Source organism: uncultured Methylobacterium sp. (assembly GCF_964244095.1).
Classification (GTDB): domain Bacteria; phylum Pseudomonadota; class Alphaproteobacteria; order Rhizobiales; family Beijerinckiaceae; genus Methylobacterium.
Map to the genome: position 1 here is coordinate 1 of NZ_CAXTHR010000041.1, position 15,123 is coordinate 15,123.

Annotated in this window: 15 protein-coding genes and 1 pseudogene; 5 read left to right on the top strand and 11 right to left on the bottom strand. The window is 71.0% G+C overall.

Annotated features, from left to right (window positions below; translation table 11 throughout):
- The 5 genes and pseudogenes from ACFE86_RS08930 to ACFE86_RS08950 form a co-directional block, all read right to left on the bottom strand.
- Window positions 1-679: pseudogene (locus tag ACFE86_RS08930) on the bottom strand (flagellar motor switch protein FliG); the annotation flags it as partial.
- A gap of 44 nt (window positions 680-723) precedes the next feature.
- Complete coding sequence (gene fliF, locus ACFE86_RS08935; protein WP_375454976.1) at window positions 724-2,328, bottom strand: flagellar basal-body MS-ring/collar protein FliF; 1,605 nt, start codon at window positions 2,326-2,328, stop codon at window positions 724-726.
- Between the two features lie 319 nt (window positions 2,329-2,647).
- Window positions 2,648-2,923 carry a DUF1153 domain-containing protein gene (locus tag ACFE86_RS08940; RefSeq protein WP_147728884.1) on the bottom strand — a complete coding sequence of 92 codons (276 nt, stop codon included), beginning with the start codon at window positions 2,921-2,923 and terminating at the stop codon, window positions 2,648-2,650.
- 92 nt (window positions 2,924-3,015) lie between these two features.
- On the bottom strand, window positions 3,016-3,705 hold the full coding sequence (locus tag ACFE86_RS08945) for a flagellar hook assembly protein FlgD (protein ID WP_375454977.1): 690 nt from the start codon (window positions 3,703-3,705) through the stop codon (window positions 3,016-3,018).
- Window positions 3,706-3,717: 12 nt separating this feature from the next.
- Complete coding sequence (locus ACFE86_RS08950; RefSeq protein ID WP_375454978.1) at window positions 3,718-4,974, bottom strand: flagellar hook-length control protein FliK; 1,257 nt, start codon at window positions 4,972-4,974, stop codon at window positions 3,718-3,720.
- Between the two features lie 270 nt (window positions 4,975-5,244).
- Between ACFE86_RS08950 and mnmA the strand changes: the two genes are divergently transcribed.
- The 3 genes from mnmA to ACFE86_RS08965 are packed head-to-tail and all read left to right on the top strand — an operon-like array spanning window position 5,245 to window position 7,898.
- Window positions 5,245-6,402, top strand: coding sequence for a tRNA 2-thiouridine(34) synthase MnmA (gene mnmA, locus ACFE86_RS08955; RefSeq protein ID WP_375454979.1), 1,158 nt, complete (start codon window positions 5,245-5,247; stop codon window positions 6,400-6,402).
- A 35-nt stretch (window positions 6,403-6,437) separates the two neighbouring features.
- Entirely contained in the window at window positions 6,438-7,091 is a 654-nt protein-coding gene (locus ACFE86_RS08960; protein ID WP_375454980.1) for a class I SAM-dependent methyltransferase, read from the top strand.
- Between the two features lie 15 nt (window positions 7,092-7,106).
- Window positions 7,107-7,898 carry a TVP38/TMEM64 family protein gene (locus ACFE86_RS08965; RefSeq protein WP_375454981.1) on the top strand — a complete coding sequence of 264 codons (792 nt, stop codon included), beginning with the start codon at window positions 7,107-7,109 and terminating at the stop codon, window positions 7,896-7,898.
- 49 nt (window positions 7,899-7,947) lie between these two features.
- On the opposite strand, the gene ACFE86_RS08970 is transcribed toward ACFE86_RS08965, so the two are convergent.
- The 6 genes from ACFE86_RS08970 to ACFE86_RS08995 form a co-directional block, all read right to left on the bottom strand.
- Window positions 7,948-8,730, bottom strand: coding sequence for an IS5 family transposase (locus ACFE86_RS08970; protein WP_375454982.1), 783 nt, complete (start codon window positions 8,728-8,730; stop codon window positions 7,948-7,950).
- 72 nt (window positions 8,731-8,802) lie between these two features.
- A complete protein-coding gene (locus tag ACFE86_RS08975; protein WP_375454983.1) occupies window positions 8,803-9,018 on the bottom strand; it encodes a hypothetical protein in 216 nt (71 codons plus the stop codon).
- A gap of 108 nt (window positions 9,019-9,126) precedes the next feature.
- Window positions 9,127-9,738, bottom strand: coding sequence for a BA14K family protein (locus ACFE86_RS08980; RefSeq protein WP_375454984.1), 612 nt, complete (start codon window positions 9,736-9,738; stop codon window positions 9,127-9,129).
- Window positions 9,739-9,901: 163 nt separating this feature from the next.
- Window positions 9,902-11,134, bottom strand: coding sequence for an acyl-CoA dehydrogenase (locus ACFE86_RS08985; RefSeq protein ID WP_375454985.1), 1,233 nt, complete (start codon window positions 11,132-11,134; stop codon window positions 9,902-9,904).
- A gap of 120 nt (window positions 11,135-11,254) precedes the next feature.
- The gene (locus ACFE86_RS08990) at window positions 11,255-12,172 is read right to left on the bottom strand and encodes an AEC family transporter (RefSeq protein ID WP_375454986.1); all 918 of its coding nucleotides are present in this window, start codon (window positions 12,170-12,172) and stop codon (window positions 11,255-11,257) included.
- Window positions 12,173-12,284: 112 nt separating this feature from the next.
- Entirely contained in the window at window positions 12,285-13,217 is a 933-nt protein-coding gene (locus ACFE86_RS08995) for a 3-hydroxyacyl-CoA dehydrogenase NAD-binding domain-containing protein (protein ID WP_375454987.1), read from the bottom strand.
- 114 nt (window positions 13,218-13,331) lie between these two features.
- On the opposite strand from ACFE86_RS08995, the gene ACFE86_RS09000 reads away from it, so the two are divergent.
- The gene (locus ACFE86_RS09000; protein WP_375454988.1) at window positions 13,332-14,309 is read left to right on the top strand and encodes an ABC transporter substrate-binding protein; all 978 of its coding nucleotides are present in this window, start codon (window positions 13,332-13,334) and stop codon (window positions 14,307-14,309) included.
- Window positions 14,309-15,118, top strand: coding sequence for an ABC transporter permease (locus ACFE86_RS09005; protein ID WP_375454989.1), 810 nt, complete (start codon window positions 14,309-14,311; stop codon window positions 15,116-15,118). The genes ACFE86_RS09000 and ACFE86_RS09005 overlap by 1 nt, the downstream gene beginning before the upstream one ends.
- Window positions 15,119-15,123: the final 5 nt, after the last annotated feature.

Sequence of the window (15,123 nt, forward strand, 5' to 3'; positions counted from 1 at the left end):
CCGTCTGGCGGTCGAAGGCGTTGAACACGTCGGCCATCATCTCGTGCGCGTCGCGCCGCGCCGTCTGGGCGATGGTCGCGACGAACTCGACGCGCAGCGTCTCCTCGATGTGGCGCAGCGCCTCCTTCTGCACGGTCTCCATCCGCAGCATGCGGTTGAGCACGTCGATCGCGAACTCCTCCGGCAGCAGGGTGAGCACCTTGGCCGCGTAGTCCGGCCGCACCTTCGAGAGCACGACGGCCACCGTCTGCGGGTACTCGTTGCGCAGGAAGGCTGCGAGGATCTCAGGGTCGACCTGCGCGATCGAGGCCCAGACGCGCTTGCCCGAGGCGCCCTTGATCTCGGCCATGATCATCGAGACCTGATCGGTCGGGAAGATCTTGAGCAGCAGCGACTCGGTGCGCTCGTAGTTCGAGGTGATGCCGCCGCCCGTCGAGAGCCGCGACACGAAGTCGATGATCAGCTTCTCGACGGTCTCCGCCTCCAGCGAGCCGAGCTGAACCATGGCATGGGAGACCGTCTTGATCTCGTCCTCCTCCAGGAGCTGCCAGATCGGCGCGCCCTCGGCCTCCCCCAGCAGCAGCAGCAGCGCGGCCGCCCGCTGCGGTCCCGGCATCGACGCGAACGCCGAATTGCCGAGTCCCTGCAATGCCTGGTTCAGTCCCGCACCCGCCGCCATCGTCCTGGTCTTTCCTCAACGCCACATCTGTCGAGACGCGAATCTCACGTCGTTTCCTGTATCCAGTTGCGCAACACCTCGACGGTCTCCGAAGGGCTGGCGCGGACCATGTCGACCACGCGCTGCACCGTCTCGGCCTGGATCTGCCCGTTGATCTTGGCAAACTCCATCAGCTTGGCGGTCTGGTTCTCGCGCGGCGCCAGGACCCCGCCGCCGGCGGCCTCGATGCCCGCCGCCTCGGGCGCCGCCAGCATCGCCGCGACCGGGTCCGAGGCGAGCACGCGCCGCAGCAGCGGACGCACGACCGCCAGGAGCACGATCAGCGTCAGCAGCGCGAGCACCGCCAGCTCGACCAGGCGCAGCACGTCCTCCCGGGTCGGGCTCAGCAGCGACTGGACCAAGGACGGCTCGGCGAAGTCGGCCGCCGCCGGCGCCTCGGCGAAGCGCAGGTTCACCACCTCGATCTGGTCGCCGCGGGCCTTGTCGAAGCCGACGGTGCTGCGCACCAGCGCGGTGATCCGCTCGATCTCGGCGGCGGGGCGGGGCTGGTAGACGCTCCGGCCGTCGGGGCCGGGCGCGTAGGCGCCGTCGACCAGCACCGCCACCGAGAGGCGCTTGACGCGGCCGCCCTCGACCACCTCCGTCTTGGTGACGCGGGAAATCTCGTAATTCGTGGTCTCCTCGTTCTTGTTCGAGGAATCCTTCGTCGGCGCCGGCTTGTCCTGGTTGGCGCCGGGCAGCTCGTTGCCGACGGTGACCGCACCCTCGGCGCCGGCCGTCAGCGAGGCTTCGGTGCGGGTCTGGGTCGAGCGCACCACCCGGCTCTCCGGATCGAAGGTCTCCGAGCGGCTCTCGACGCGGTTCAGGTCGAGTTCGGCCGAGACCTGCACCCGGGTGCGCCCCGGTCCGACGATGCCGGCGACGATCTCCTCGATCTGCGCGCGCAGGCGGCGCTCCAGGCCGGTCTGCTTCTCCTCGAAGCCGGCCTCGGCCTGCGCGCCGCGGGCGCCGTCGGCGAGCAGGCGCCCGCGCTCGTCGACGATCGAGACGCGGTCCGGCTTCAGGCCCTCCACCGCGGACGCCGCGAGGTGCCGGATCGCGCGGACTTGGCCCGCGTCGAGGTCGCCCATCAGCTTGAGCACGATCGCGGCGCTGGGCTGCTCGCGGTCGCGCTCGAACAGCCGGCGCTCGGGCATCACGAGGTGGACGCGGGCGGCCTGGACGCGGCCGATCGCCCGGATCGAGCGGGCCAGCTCGCCTTCGAGCGCCCGCAGGTGGTTCACATTCTGGACGAAGTTCGTGGAGGAGAAGGCGTCGCCCTTGTCGAAGATCTCGTAGCCGACGCCGGCTTGGCTCGGCAGGCCCTTGCCCGCCAGATCCATGCGCAGGCGGGGGAGGTCGGCGCGCGGCGCCATGATCGTCTGGCCGGCCTCGCCCTTGGTCTCGTAGCGGATGCCGCGGGCGTCGAGGTCGCGGATGACGGCGGCCGAATCCTGGATCGACAGGTCGGCGAACAGCACGCCCATGTCGGGGCGCGAGACCCGCAGGATGACGAAGGCGAAGAAGCCGATCAGCGTCAGCGTCACCGCCGCCATCGCCGCGAGCCGCGCCGGTCCGAGCTTGGTGACGAGGTCGAGAACCGGCTTCACGGCTGCTACGCATCCACCCATCGCAGGCACCGGCGGCCCCGCTCGGCAGAATTTGCCCGGGGCGTGGTTAGCGGGCGGTTAACGATTGCCTGCGCCCCTCGTCGCCGGGGCCGCGCAAACGCGGCAAAGCCGTACCCGCGGGGACGCGGACACGGCTTTGCAGGGGCTCCGGCCGGCCGCGCGGACTGCACCGCGCCGGCCGCATCCGGGGTGGGTTGGAGCATTTTCCAGTTGCGTGGACGCCGGCTCACGTGAAGAAAATGCGACCACACAGGGCGTTAGAACGGTTTCCGTGATCGGGATATCATGGAAAAACGTTCTAGTGGCGGTAGTGCTGGATGCGCGTGGTGCGCAGGCCCGCGAGACCGTGCTGGTCGATGGAGAACTGCCAGCTCAGGAACTCCTCGGTGGTGAGGGTGTAGCGTTGGCAGGCCTCCTCGAGGCTGAGGAGGCCGCCGCGGACGGCGGCGACCACTTCGGCTTTCCTGCGGATCACCCAGCGTCGGGTGCTCGTGGGCGGCAGGTCGGCGATCGTCAGGGGACTTCCATCGGGCCCGATCACGTATTTCACTCTCGGGCGGTGCGGTTCGGTCATGATACGCTCTACAACTCGACTGACCTGTCGAGCCCCGAACCTACGGGTGCGCGCTTAAAACATGTTGAAGCGGGTCGCTCGGATGCGATGCGTCAGCCCGAGGTTGTGGACAACCCGATCGAGGTCACGCTCGACAGCGGCACCCGCGCGGTGCCGATGATCAGCACCGGGCTCGTGCCGCTGAGATCGACTTCGTCCACCGCGCCGCTGGTGGCGGTGGCGACGGCGACGCTGGTGCCCGTGGCGTCGGTGGCCGAGACCTTGATCGAATAGGTGCCCTCGGCTGCCGCGAGCCCCGACGCGTTCTTGCCGTTCCACGCGAAGGTCTGGCTGCCGGCGGCGAGCGAGGTCGTCTGCGTGCCGACGACGTTGCCCTTGGCGTCCGAGATCGTCACCACCGCCTTGGCGGCGGCGCGCGCCGGCGTCAGGTTCCAGGTCGCCGAGCCGTCCTTCAGGTCGGCGGTGGTGCCGTCGGTGGTCACCGTCTTGCCGATGTAGCTCGTAGCGGAGGCCGCGCTCGCCGCCTTCGAACTCGCCAGGATGCTGTCGAGGCGGTCGTTGCCCTTGAGCTGCTGCTCGACCTGGGCGAACTGCACGAGCTGCTGCGTGAACTGGTTGGTGTCCATCGGGTCGAGCGGGTTCTGGTTCTTGAGCTGCGTCGTCAGCAGCGTCAAGAACTGCGTGAAGTTGCTCGCCAGCGTCGACGCATCGCCGCTCGCGCTGGTGCTCGTCTTGCCGCTCGACGCGGCCGCGCCCGTCAGGCTCGAGATGCCGGCTGCCATGATGGTGTCTCCTCAGATCCGGATGTCGAGGCCGCTCAAACCGCGGAGCGCGCGCAGCGGCGCGGCCTCCGCGACCGCGGCCTCGGAAGGGGTGCCGGGCACGGCGCCGCCGCGCTCGGATCGTCCGTCGCGCCGTGCGGCCTCGCCGCCCGCGCCGCCGTCGCCGCGCAGCGACAGGTTGATGCCGGCCTCGGACGGGTCGAGCCCGGCCTGGGCCAGCGCCTGCTGCAGGCTGCCGGCATCGCGCTGGAGCATCGCCAGGGTGTCGATCCGCTCGACGACGAGGTGGGTCGTGACCGTGCCGCGGTCCTTGTCGATGTCGAGCCGCACGTCGATGCGCCCGAGTTCCGCCGGGTCGAGGCGGATCTCGAACCGGTTCGATCCGGCAAGCGAGCGCAGGCCGATCGTCATCGGCACCTGGCCGAGCGGCACCGCCGGGGCGGCGTGGTCCTTCTCCGAGGCGCCGGACGCGGGGCCGGCGCCCATCGCGGCGAGCGGCGGTTTCGCGGCGGCCTCCGCCGCGGCGGATGCCGGCGGCCCGGCGAGGACGTCGGCGCTCGCCGCGACCTGTGCCGCCGGATCGGGGCCGGACCCGGCCTCGCCGGCCCCGTCCGCGCGCGTGCCCGGTTCCCCGGCGACCGCCGGGACCCCGCCCGCAGCCGCGGCGCCCGCATCCGTGGCGCCCGCGGCCTCCGATGCGGCGTCCGATGCGCCGCTCGGTGCCGTTGCGCCCGGAGCCGGCACGACCGGCGCCGCGCTGCCGAGGACGATCGCGACGCTCGGCAAGGGCGCGTCGGCCGCCTTGATGTCGGCGGGCCTCGGCTCGGCGTCCGGATCGGTCTTCGTCTCATCCGCATCGCCCGGCGATGCCTTCGCTGGGAAAGACCCGGCGCCCGCACCGGTCCGCGCCGTTGCGTGCGCGTCGGTCCGCGCGCGCGCCGGGCCCGAATCCGTCGCGGCCCGGTCCGGCCGCGTCGGTCCGCCCGGTGCGGAAGCCCTGGTCGCGCGCGGCGGCGCGGCGGACGGCCGGGCCTCGGCGGCCTTCGCGCGGTCCGCCCGCGCCGCGGCGACCGCATCCGCGTGCCGCGCGCGGCCGGCGGCATCCCGGGCCTGCGCCGCATCCTTGGCGGCGTCGGCCGCCCGGTTCGTCGCGTTCAGGTCGCGGTCGAAGCGCGCGCGTGCGGCCGCGGCGGCGGCCGTCTCGCGCGCCGTCGGACGGGTAGGGCCCCGCGACGCCACATCCGCAAAATCCGTCGTTCCGGCCGCCATGCACCCACTCCTGCACCAAAGCCCGGAGCAAGCGGCAGGCCAGCAGCCATCATCGTACAAGTCTTTGATGGAAAAAGATTTTCTCTCCGCCATGACGCTTGGGGCGCGAAGGTCCGGGCGGTTGTTGCCGCCCGCCCGGCAGGACTTGCCGGGGTGGGGCACGCCGGGAACGCCCGCGGTCGGTGCTCTGGAAACACGCTCCGACACGCTCTATAGACAGGTCGGGCGGCGCGATCCTCGAACACCAGAGCCGCCGCCAGACCCGGCGCCATGAACTCCCTCGACCTTGCCAAGCCCCCCCACGAGACGCGCGTCGTCGTCGCCATGTCCGGCGGCGTCGATTCCTCCGTGGTGGCGGGCCTCCTGAAGCGCCAGGGCTACGACGTGGTCGGCATCACGCTCCAGCTCTACGACCACGGCGCCGCGAGCCACCGCAAGGGCGCCTGCTGCGCCGGCCAGGACATCCACGACGCCCGCCGCGTCGCGGAGCGGCTCGGCATCCCGCACTACGTCCTCGACTACGAGGACCGGTTTCGCGATGCGGTGATCGACCGGTTCGCGGACAGCTACCTCGCCGGCGAGACGCCGATCCCCTGCGTCGAGTGCAACCGCTCGATCAAGTTCCGCGACCTGCTCGCCACCGCGCGCGACCTCGACGCCGACTGCCTCGCCACCGGCCACTACGTCGCGAGCCGGCCGGTGTCGGGCGAGCCCGGCCGCCGTGCCCTCTACCGCGCCCTCGATCCGGCACGCGACCAGAGCTACTTCCTGTCCGCGACGACGCAGGCGCAACTGGATTTCCTGCGCTTTCCCTTGGGCGAACTGCCCAAGCACGAGACGCGGCGCCTGGCCCGCGAACTCGAACTGGCCGTGTCCGAAAAGCCCGACAGCCAGGACATCTGCTTCGTGCCGCAGGGCCGCTACGCCGACGTGATCGCGCGCCTGCGCCCCGACGCGGCGCGGCCCGGCGAGATCGTTGACCTCGCGGGCCTCGCGCTCGGGCGCCACGATGGCATCATCCACTACACCGTCGGCCAGCGCCGGGGGCTTCGCCTCGCCTCGCCCGAACCGCTCTACGTCGTGCGGCTGGAGCCCGAGACCGCCCGCGTCGTGGTCGGGCCGCGCGCCGCGCTGGCGACCCACCGCATCCGGCTCACCGACGTGAACTGGCTCGGGGCCCCGGGTCCCGTCCTCGACCGTCCGGTGGCGGTGCGCGTGCGCTCGACCCGCGAGCCGCGCCGTGCCCGGCTCGACTACGATCCCGCAACCGCCACCGCCGAGGTGATCCTGGCGGTGCCGGAGGACGGCGTCTCGCCGGGCCAGGCCTGCGCGATCTACGCCGACGAAGACCCGCGCGCGCAGGTGCTCGGCGGCGGCACCATCCGGCGCATCGATGCGGCCTCCGTCGCCGCGGCCCGGGCCGCCTGAACCGATCCGTCCCCTCAGACCGTAAGAGAACGCGCATGCCGAGCGAGCCGCAGGAGGCCGGGCCGAGCACTGCCCTGATGCGCAGGGCCTATGCCCGCTGGGCCCCGGTCTACGACGTGGTCTACGACAAGCTCACCGAACCGGCGGCCCGCGCGGCCGTCGATGCGGCCGCCGAAAGCGGCCCACGCATCCTGGAAGCCGGCGTCGGCACCGGCCTCGCGCTCGGCTACTATCCGCGCGGCAGCTTCGTCTGCGGCGTCGACCTCTCGGAGGACATGCTGCGGCGCGCCCGGCGCAAGGTGCAGCGGCGCGGGCTCGCCCACGTGAAGGGCCTGCAGGTGATGGACGTCTGCCGCCTCGGCTACGCCGACGCGTCGTTCGACGCGGTGGTGGCGCAGTTCCTCATCACCCTGGTGCCGGACCCGGAGGCCGCCTTGTCGGAGTTCCTGCGCGTGGTGCGCCCCGGCGGCGGCATCGTGCTCGCCAACCATTTCGGCCAGACCGAGGGGCCTGTGGCCAAGGTCGAGGAGATCGTCGCCCCGCTCTGCACCCGGATCGGCTGGTCGTCGGACTTCAAGGCGACCCGGATCGAGGCGTGGGCGCGGCGCAACGGCGTCGCGTTCATCGGCGTCGCCCCGACCTTCCCAGGCGGGTTCTTCAAGATCCTGCGGATGCGAAAGCCGGGCTGACCCGCGGATCGCGCGATGCCCCCGGAGCCTGCGAGGAGCCGGATGCGGCGCGCGATGCGCTGGTTGCCGCTGGCGCTGCTGCTCGGGCTGTCGATCGCGGTCCTGGTCTCGGGCGCCGCGCAACTCCTCAGCCTCGACCGGCTGCTCGAATCCCGCCTGTGGCTGCGCGGCGTCGTCGAGGCCGACCGGCCGCGCGCCCTGGTCCTCGCCTACCTGATCTACGTCGGCGCGGTCGTCGTCTCGGTGCCGGCCACCCTGATCCTGACGATGGTCTGCGGCTTCCTGTTCGGCGTCATTGCGGGCGGGCTCGTTGCCGTCTGCGCGGCGACGACGGGCGCCGCGATCGTGTTCGCGATCGGCCGCGGCCCCGCCTCGGACCTGCTGCGCCGGGCGGCGGGGCCGCGGCTCGCCGCGCTCGCCGACGGGTTCCGGCGCGACGCCTTCGGCTACATCGTGTTCCTGCGGCTGCTGCCGCTGTTCCCGTTCTGGATGACCAATCTCGGCCCCGCGGCCTTCGGGGTGCGGCTGCGCACCTTCGTGCTCGCCACCGCCTGCGGGCTCTTGCCCGGCGCCTTCGTCTACGCGGCGACGGGGGCCGGCATCGAGGACGTCGTCGCCGCACACGCAGAGGCCAAGACCGCCTGCCTCGCCGCGGGCGGCCTCGATTGCACCGACGCGCTGAGTCTCCGGGCGCTGGTGACGCCGCGGATGGTCGGCGGCCTGGGCGGGCTCGCCGCCTTCGCGCTGATCTCGATCGCGCTACGCCGCCGCTTCGCCCGGCGGCAGGCGCCCGGGCCGGGCGGCTGAGCCGCCGCGACCGGCCTCGATCGCTCGAAAACCCGTCCGTGCGGTCGCCTTAGGTCGTGAACTCATTAGTTCGGAGCCAGATACGGATGGCTGCGAGCTTGACGCTGGCGAGATAGTTTTCCGGGTCCCTGTCGTAGCGCGTTGCGATGGCCCGGAAGTGTTTGATCTTGCTGAAGAAGCGTTCGACGAGATTGCGATAGCGATAGAGGAACGGGCTGAAGGCCGGAACGTTCTTGCGGTTGGGCATCGGCCGAACGCTGGCCCCAGCGCCCTGCTCGGCGAGCCGCCGACGGCGTTTGTCGCTGTCGTAGGCTCGATCACCGAGCAGGATCTGACCGTCGCCGAGGCCGCCCAGCATGTCGTCGGCGACCTTGCGGTCGTGGGCCTGACCCTCGGTCAGCTTGAGGGCGGATGGGCCGGCCCTCGGCGTCGACAAGCGTGTGGATCTTGCTCGTGGATCTTGATGCTCAGGCTGCCGCGCGAGCGACCCATGCAACGCGATCGGTCGTCTTTTTTTAGCGGTGGCCGCGTGCTGATGCATGCGCACGCTGGTGGCGTCGATCATCTGGATGTCGCCGTCGTAAGCCGCTGACACCGCAGCCAGAACACGATCCCACACCCCGCGCTTGCGCCAGCGCCGGAAGCGGTTGCCGCACGTGGTCACCGGGGCGTAGCGCGACGGGATCTCCGCCCACGGCGCACCCGTGCGCAGACGCCGGAAGATCCCGTTCAGCACCCGCCGATCGTCCACCCGCTCCTTGCCGCGAACGTCCGTCGGCGGAACCGGCGCGAGCGCCGCCCATTCCTGGTTCGTCAGATTGTAGCGTCCCATCGCCTCCTCCATGACCAAAGGAAACCACCCAGACACCCTACCGATCCAACACCCAACTTATGAGTTCACGACCTAGCCCTCGGTGCGCAGGTCCGGCGCCAGGTAGGGCCGGCCCTCGGCGGTCAGCGCCCGGTCCACGGCCTCGATCGCGACGAGGATGCGGGTCAGGTCCTCGGCCATCGAGACCGGGGCGAGCTCGATGCCGGCGAGCCGCTTCGTCATGGCGTTGCGCTGGCGCGCGAGCACGGCGCGTGCGCGATTAAGGTCGTCGATCTCGTCCGCCGTCATCGCCCTGCTTCCTCGTGGTAGGCCCCCCGTCCCCGATGGACGGCAGCAAAAAGCCCCGCGTGCCATGGGGGCCGCGGGGCGCGATGTCGTCGTGCCGGTCAGGCGATCCTACGGACAGGAATGACGCTGGCCGTCGTTGCCGAGATAGGTGCCGGAGCGGCGATCGTAGGACCGGAATCGCTGGACGCAGTAATCCACCGCGTCGGCGCCCGCAGGGGCGGCTTCGGTCTCGACCTGGGCGTAGCCCTCATCGTAGCCGTAGGCCGTCGGTGCGTATCCGCCGCCGTAATAGCCGTTGTCGTAGCCGTATCCGCCATACCCGTAGCCGAGGCCGCCGGCGGCGAGGCCGAGCCCGAGACCCGCGGCACCGTAGCCGAGGCCGCGCCCGTAGCCGCCATACCCACGCCCGTAGCCGCGGGCGATGCCCGGGTTGCCGAAGCCGCCGCGGTTGCCCGCAAGGCCCCGGCCCGCGCCGAACCCGCCGCGATTGCCGAGGCCGCCGCCGTTGCCGGCAAAGCCGCCCCGGTTGCCTCCGAAGGCGCCCCGGTTGCCGAAGCCGCCGCCGCCCCGCATGCCGCCGCCACCGAGGCCGCCGCCCCGCATGCCGCCGGCGGCGGCGAAGCCGCCGCTCTTGGTCGCCAAGCCCTGGGCACTCACGCTCGCCGGCAGCATCGCCGCGGCGCCGAGCGTCAACGCGGACGCGATCAGAAGTCGCTTCATGGCCTGCTCATCCTCTTGATTAGGGGGACCGCCCGCCCGATGACCGCCCGGGGGTCCACAAAGGTCCGAGCCGGCATCGGCTTCGTCCCGATGGAACGAAACGCCATCACCGGCCCGCTGTGCAGGTTGAACGCGTGGAAACCGGAACCGTTCATTGCCGACTTCAGAAGAACGCCTGCAACCCGGTCTGCGCGCGGCCGAGGATCAGGGCGTGGACGTCGTGGGTGCCCTCGTAGGTGTTGACCGTCTCGAGGTTCTGGGCGTGGCGCATCACGTGGTATTCGCCCATGATGCCGTTGCCGCCGTGCATGTCGCGGGCTTGCCTCGCGATGTCGAGCGCCTTGCCGCAATTGTTGCGCTTGATCAGCGAGATCATCTCCGGCGCCATGCGGCCCTCGTCCATCAGGCGTCCGACCCGCAGGCTCGCCTGAAGCCCAAGCGTGATCTCGGTCTGCATGTCGGCGAGCTTCTTCTGGACGAGCTGGGTCTGCGCCAGGGGCCGGCCGAACTGCCTGCGTTCCAGGGTGTAGGACCGCGCCCGGTGCCAGCAATCCTCGGCCGCGCCCATCACGCCCCACGCGATGCCGTAGCGCGCCCGGTTGAGGCAGCCGAACGGCCCCTTCAGGCCGGACACGCCGGGCAGCAGCGCATCCTCGCCGACCTCGACGCCGTCCATGACGATCTCGCCCGTGGTCGAGGCGCGCAAGCTGAGCTTGCCCTTCAGCGTCGGGGCCGAGAGCCCCGTCATGCCCTTTTCCAGGATGAAGCCGCGGATCGCGCTGTCATGCGCGTCGGACTTCGCCCAGACCACGAACACGTCGGCGAAGGGCGCGTTCGAGATCCACATCTTGGCGCCCGAGAGCCGGTAGCCGCCGTCGATCTTTTGCGCCTTCGTCTTCATGCCGCCGGGATCGGAGCCCGCGTCCGGCTCGGTCAGGCCGAAGCAGCCGATGAAGTCGCCCGAGGCGAGATTCGGCAGGAACTTCCTGCGCTGCGCCTCCGAGCCGTAGGCGTGGATCGGGTACATCACCAGCGAGGACTGCACGCTCATCATCGAGCGGTAGCCGGAATCGACCCGCTCGACGGCGCGCGCGACGAGGCCGTAGGCGACGTAGGAGGCGCCGGCGCAGCCGTATTCCTCCGGCAGGGTCACGCCCAGCAGCCCGAGCGCGCCCATCTGACGGAACAGGTCCGGATCGGTCTTCTCCTGCGCGTAGGCCTCGACGATGCCGGGCAGCAGCCGCTCCTGCGCGAAGGCGTGGGCGGTGTCGCGGATCGCGCGCTCGTCGTCCGTGAGCTGGTCGTCGAGGAGGAACGGGTCGTCCCAGACGAAGGCGGCCGAGGCGGGGGCCGAGGGGCCTGCACTGCCGGCGGGCGCGCGCATCGGTGCGTTCATGGTCGGTCCCTCCCAAGATGTCGGGCCGGCGCGGTCCGCGTTCCGCCGCCGGTCCGTTGACCGACAACATAACCGTCGCCGGCCGTTCTTCCACCGATCCGGGTCGTTGCCGGCTCCAAGTCAGGCGCGGCCGAGCAGCGTCAGCCACGCGATGGTCGTGAACGGGGCGAGCAGCGTCGAGACCAGCAGGGAGGCGGCGACCAGGCCGGTCTCGGTCCGGTAGCGCACCGCCAGCAGGTAGGCGTTGATGCCGACGGGCATCGCGGCAAACAGCGTGGCGACGCCGGCATAGGCCGGCGGCATCGCAAAGACCCGGGTCGCAAGCAGCCAGACCACCAGCGGGTGGACGACGAGCTTCAGGAGCGCGATCACCACCGCGCCGGGCAGGTCGAACAGCACGCGGTAGCGCCTCAGCCCGGCGCCGAGCGCGATCAGCGCGCAGGTCGAGGCGGTGGCCGCGAACATGTCGATCAGCGCCTTCGGGATGCCCGACGGCACGATGCCGCCGCCCTTCAGCGCCATGCCGGCGAGCAGGGCCACGAAGATCGGGTTGCGGATCAGCACGCGGCCGAGGCCGCGCAGGCGCTGCCACAGCGAGCGCCCCGCCTCCGCCTCGATCAGGAAGGTAGCGCAGCCCATCATCAGCGGCAGGTGGACGGCGAGCAGCAGGAACAGCGGGAACGCGCCCTCCTCGCCGTAGGCCTGGAGGATCGTCGGCACGCCGACGAAGATGGTGTTCGACTGGCTGGCCGCGAAGCCGTGCAGGATCGCGCCCTGCCGGCCGATGCCGGCGCGGCGCCGGGCGATCAGCGTTCCGGCGAGCCACGACACGCCGGCGCCGCCGAAATAGGCGATCCAGTAGCCCCAGGCGACCTCGCCCTCGAGGCCGGGCCGGGTCAGCGTCGCGACGATCAGCGCCGGCACGGCGATGGCGAAGACGTATTCCGACAACCCGTCGCTGACCTTGTCGGACAGGAGCCCAGCGACCGCCGCACCCCAGCCGATCAGGATGATCCCGAAGACCGGGACGATGATCATGACGGCGTTCACGGCAAGGGCGGCCCGATCGGTTCGGAAGGGTGTGGCGCATAGCACGATGGGAACGGCCGTCGCGATGCGTGCGAGGCATGGCGGCGGCCGACCGGGCCGGTTATCGCCCCGCCACCTCCGTCCGCGCCTTCAGGATGTCGATCAGCGCGCGGTCGCGGCGGGCTTCCAGTTCGGGCAGCGTGCGGCCGGCGGCCTCCTCGGCGATGCCGGCGACGATCGCGTCCTTCACCGCCTCGGTCAGATCCGGGGTGCCGAGGCTCTCCCAGCGGCGGACCTGGCTCGGCCCGAGATGGTCGAGGTAGCGCCGGATGCCGCCGGCCCCGCCGCCGAGGTGGTAGGTCATGTGCGGGCCCATCGCCGCCCAGCGCAGGCCGGGCCCGTTGCACAACGCGGCGTCGATGTCGGCGACGCTGGCCACATTCTCGGCCACGAGGTTCACCGCCTCGCGGTACAGCGCCGAGGCGAGGCGGTTGGCGATGTGCCCGGGCATCTCCTTGAGCAGGACCACTGGGCGGCGCCCGAGGCGCGCGTAGAACGCGGCGGCACGCTCGGCGATTGCAGCGTTGCCGGCGACGATCTCGACGAGCGGCACGAGGTGGGGCGGATGGAACGGGTGGGCGACGACGATCCGCTCCGGCGTGGCGCAGTCGGCGACGATGCGGCTGCGCAGCATCGCCGAGGTGCTCGACGCGACGATCACGCCCGGCGCCGCCAGCGCGTCGAGGTCGGCCAACACCGCGCGCTTCACCGCCTCGGTCTCGGGGGCGTTCTCCTGCACGAAGACCGCGCCGGAGACCGCGTCCGCAATCGCCGCGTGGACGGTGAGCCGGCCGGCGGCGACCGGGCCGAGCTCGGCGAGCTGCCCAAGATGGTGCGCGACCGAGGCCCGCAGCCCTTCCTCGAACCCTGGGGCGGTGTCGTAGGCGGCGACGTCGAAGCCGTGGGCCAGGAACAGCGCAGCCCAGCTCGCCCCGAGGGTGCCGCAGCCGACCACGGCCACGGACCCGGTTTCATCCGCTTCGACAGCCGTCACGTCCTCGCCTCCCCGCGCTTTACTTTCGGCCCGCGCCTCGCCTAGTCAATGGGCTGCCGGGCGTCCATCGCCCGTCACGCGGCAGGCGGCACGACCTGCGCCCGGAGGACACCGATGTTCAAGCGCGCCTCGGCCGCGGCCGCCGCCCTTCTGATCCTCGCCGCCGGCACGGCGCGCGCCGACGACGTCGTCCGCCTCGGGAACCTGAAGTTCGCCCATTACGGCGCGATCTCCTACCTCAAGGAGATCGCGCCGAAATTCGGCCTGAAGATCGACGAGAAGCAGTTCGCCAAGGGCGCCGACATCTACCCGGCGATGGCGGTCGACCAGATCGACATCGCGGCCTCCGGTGCCGACGGCGCGGTGGCCGCGCGCGGCAACGGCGTGAAGCTTTTGGTGGTCGCGGGCTTCGCCAACGGCGGTGTGCGCATCCTCAAGCGGCCGGACCTGCCCGCCAAGACCGCGGCCGACCTCAAGGGCCTCAAGGTCGCCACCGTCCGCGGCGGCGCGCAGGATCTGATGCTTCTGGCCGAACTCGACAAGCACGGCATGACTTGGTCCGAGCGGCCGGGCAAGGACGTGCAACTGACCTACTTCAACAACTACGCCGACCTGAACCAGGCGCTGGCGCAGAAATACATCGACGTGATCTGCCAGTCCGAGCCGCAATCGACGCAGGCCATCAGCGCCGGCTGGGGCGTCGAGCTGGTGAAGCCCTACGACACCCCGATCGGCATCCCCTACCGCCCGCTCGTGATGACCGAGAAGATGTACAACGAGCGGCCGGAAGTCGCCGCTCGCGTGCTGAAGCTGTTCGTCGCGGCGACCAAGGCGTTCATCGACGATCCCATGCTCGCCGAGAAGTACGTCCGCGAGCAGGTGTTCAAGGGCCAGCTCACGAGCCAGGACTTTCGCGACGGCATGGCCAACGCGAGCTACACCTACGACATGCCCGCCGGCCACATGCAGGTAACGACCGACTACATGATCAAGTACGGCCTCGGTAAGATGGTCGCTCCGCCGAAGAGCGACGCGGAGTGGGTGAAGCTCGACCTGCTCGAGAAGGCCAAGGCCGAGCTGAAGATCAACTGATGCGCCTCGCCTCGCTTCGCGGCGCCATCGTCCCGGTCGGGCTTCTCGTGCTGTGGGAGGTGCTGAGCCGGGTTGGCGTGTTCTCGGCGATCGTGCTGCCGCCGCCGAGCGCGGTCGCGGTCAAGTGGTTCTCGGGCCTGCTGCCGGGGCTTCCCTACGATCCGGGCACGGAGAGCTACGCCGCCTGGCTGTTCTCCGGCGAGATGCCGCACGACGCGGTGTCGAGCCTGTCGCGGGTGCTGTCGGGCTTCGTCATCGGCGCCGGGCTCGCGGTGCCGACCGGCCTCGTGCTCGGTACCAGCGACCGGCTCTACGCGCTGTTCAACCCGCTGCTGCAGGTGCTGCGCCCGATCCCGCCGATCGCCTACATCCCGCTCGCCATCGTCTGGTTCGGGCTCGGCAACCCGCCGGCCCTGTTCCTGATCGCGCTTGGGACCTTCTTCCCGGTGCTGGTGAACACCATCGCCGGGGTGCGGCAGGTCGATTCGATCTACATCCGCGCCGCGCGCAACCTCGGCGCCGGGTCGTGGACGATGTTTCGCCGCGTCATCCTGCCGGCGGCGAGCCCGTTCGTGCTCGCCGGCATGCGCATCGGCATCGGCACCGCCTTCATCGTCGTCATCGTCGCCGAGATGATCGCGGTCTCCGATGGCCTCGGCTACCGCATCCTGGAGGCGCGCGAGTACATGTGGTCGGACAAGATCATCGGCGGCATGCTGACGATCGGCATTCTGGGACTTATCATCGACGGCGCGATGAGCCGGCTCAACGATCACCTGCTGCGCTGGCATCGCGGCCTGGAACGCTAGAACGA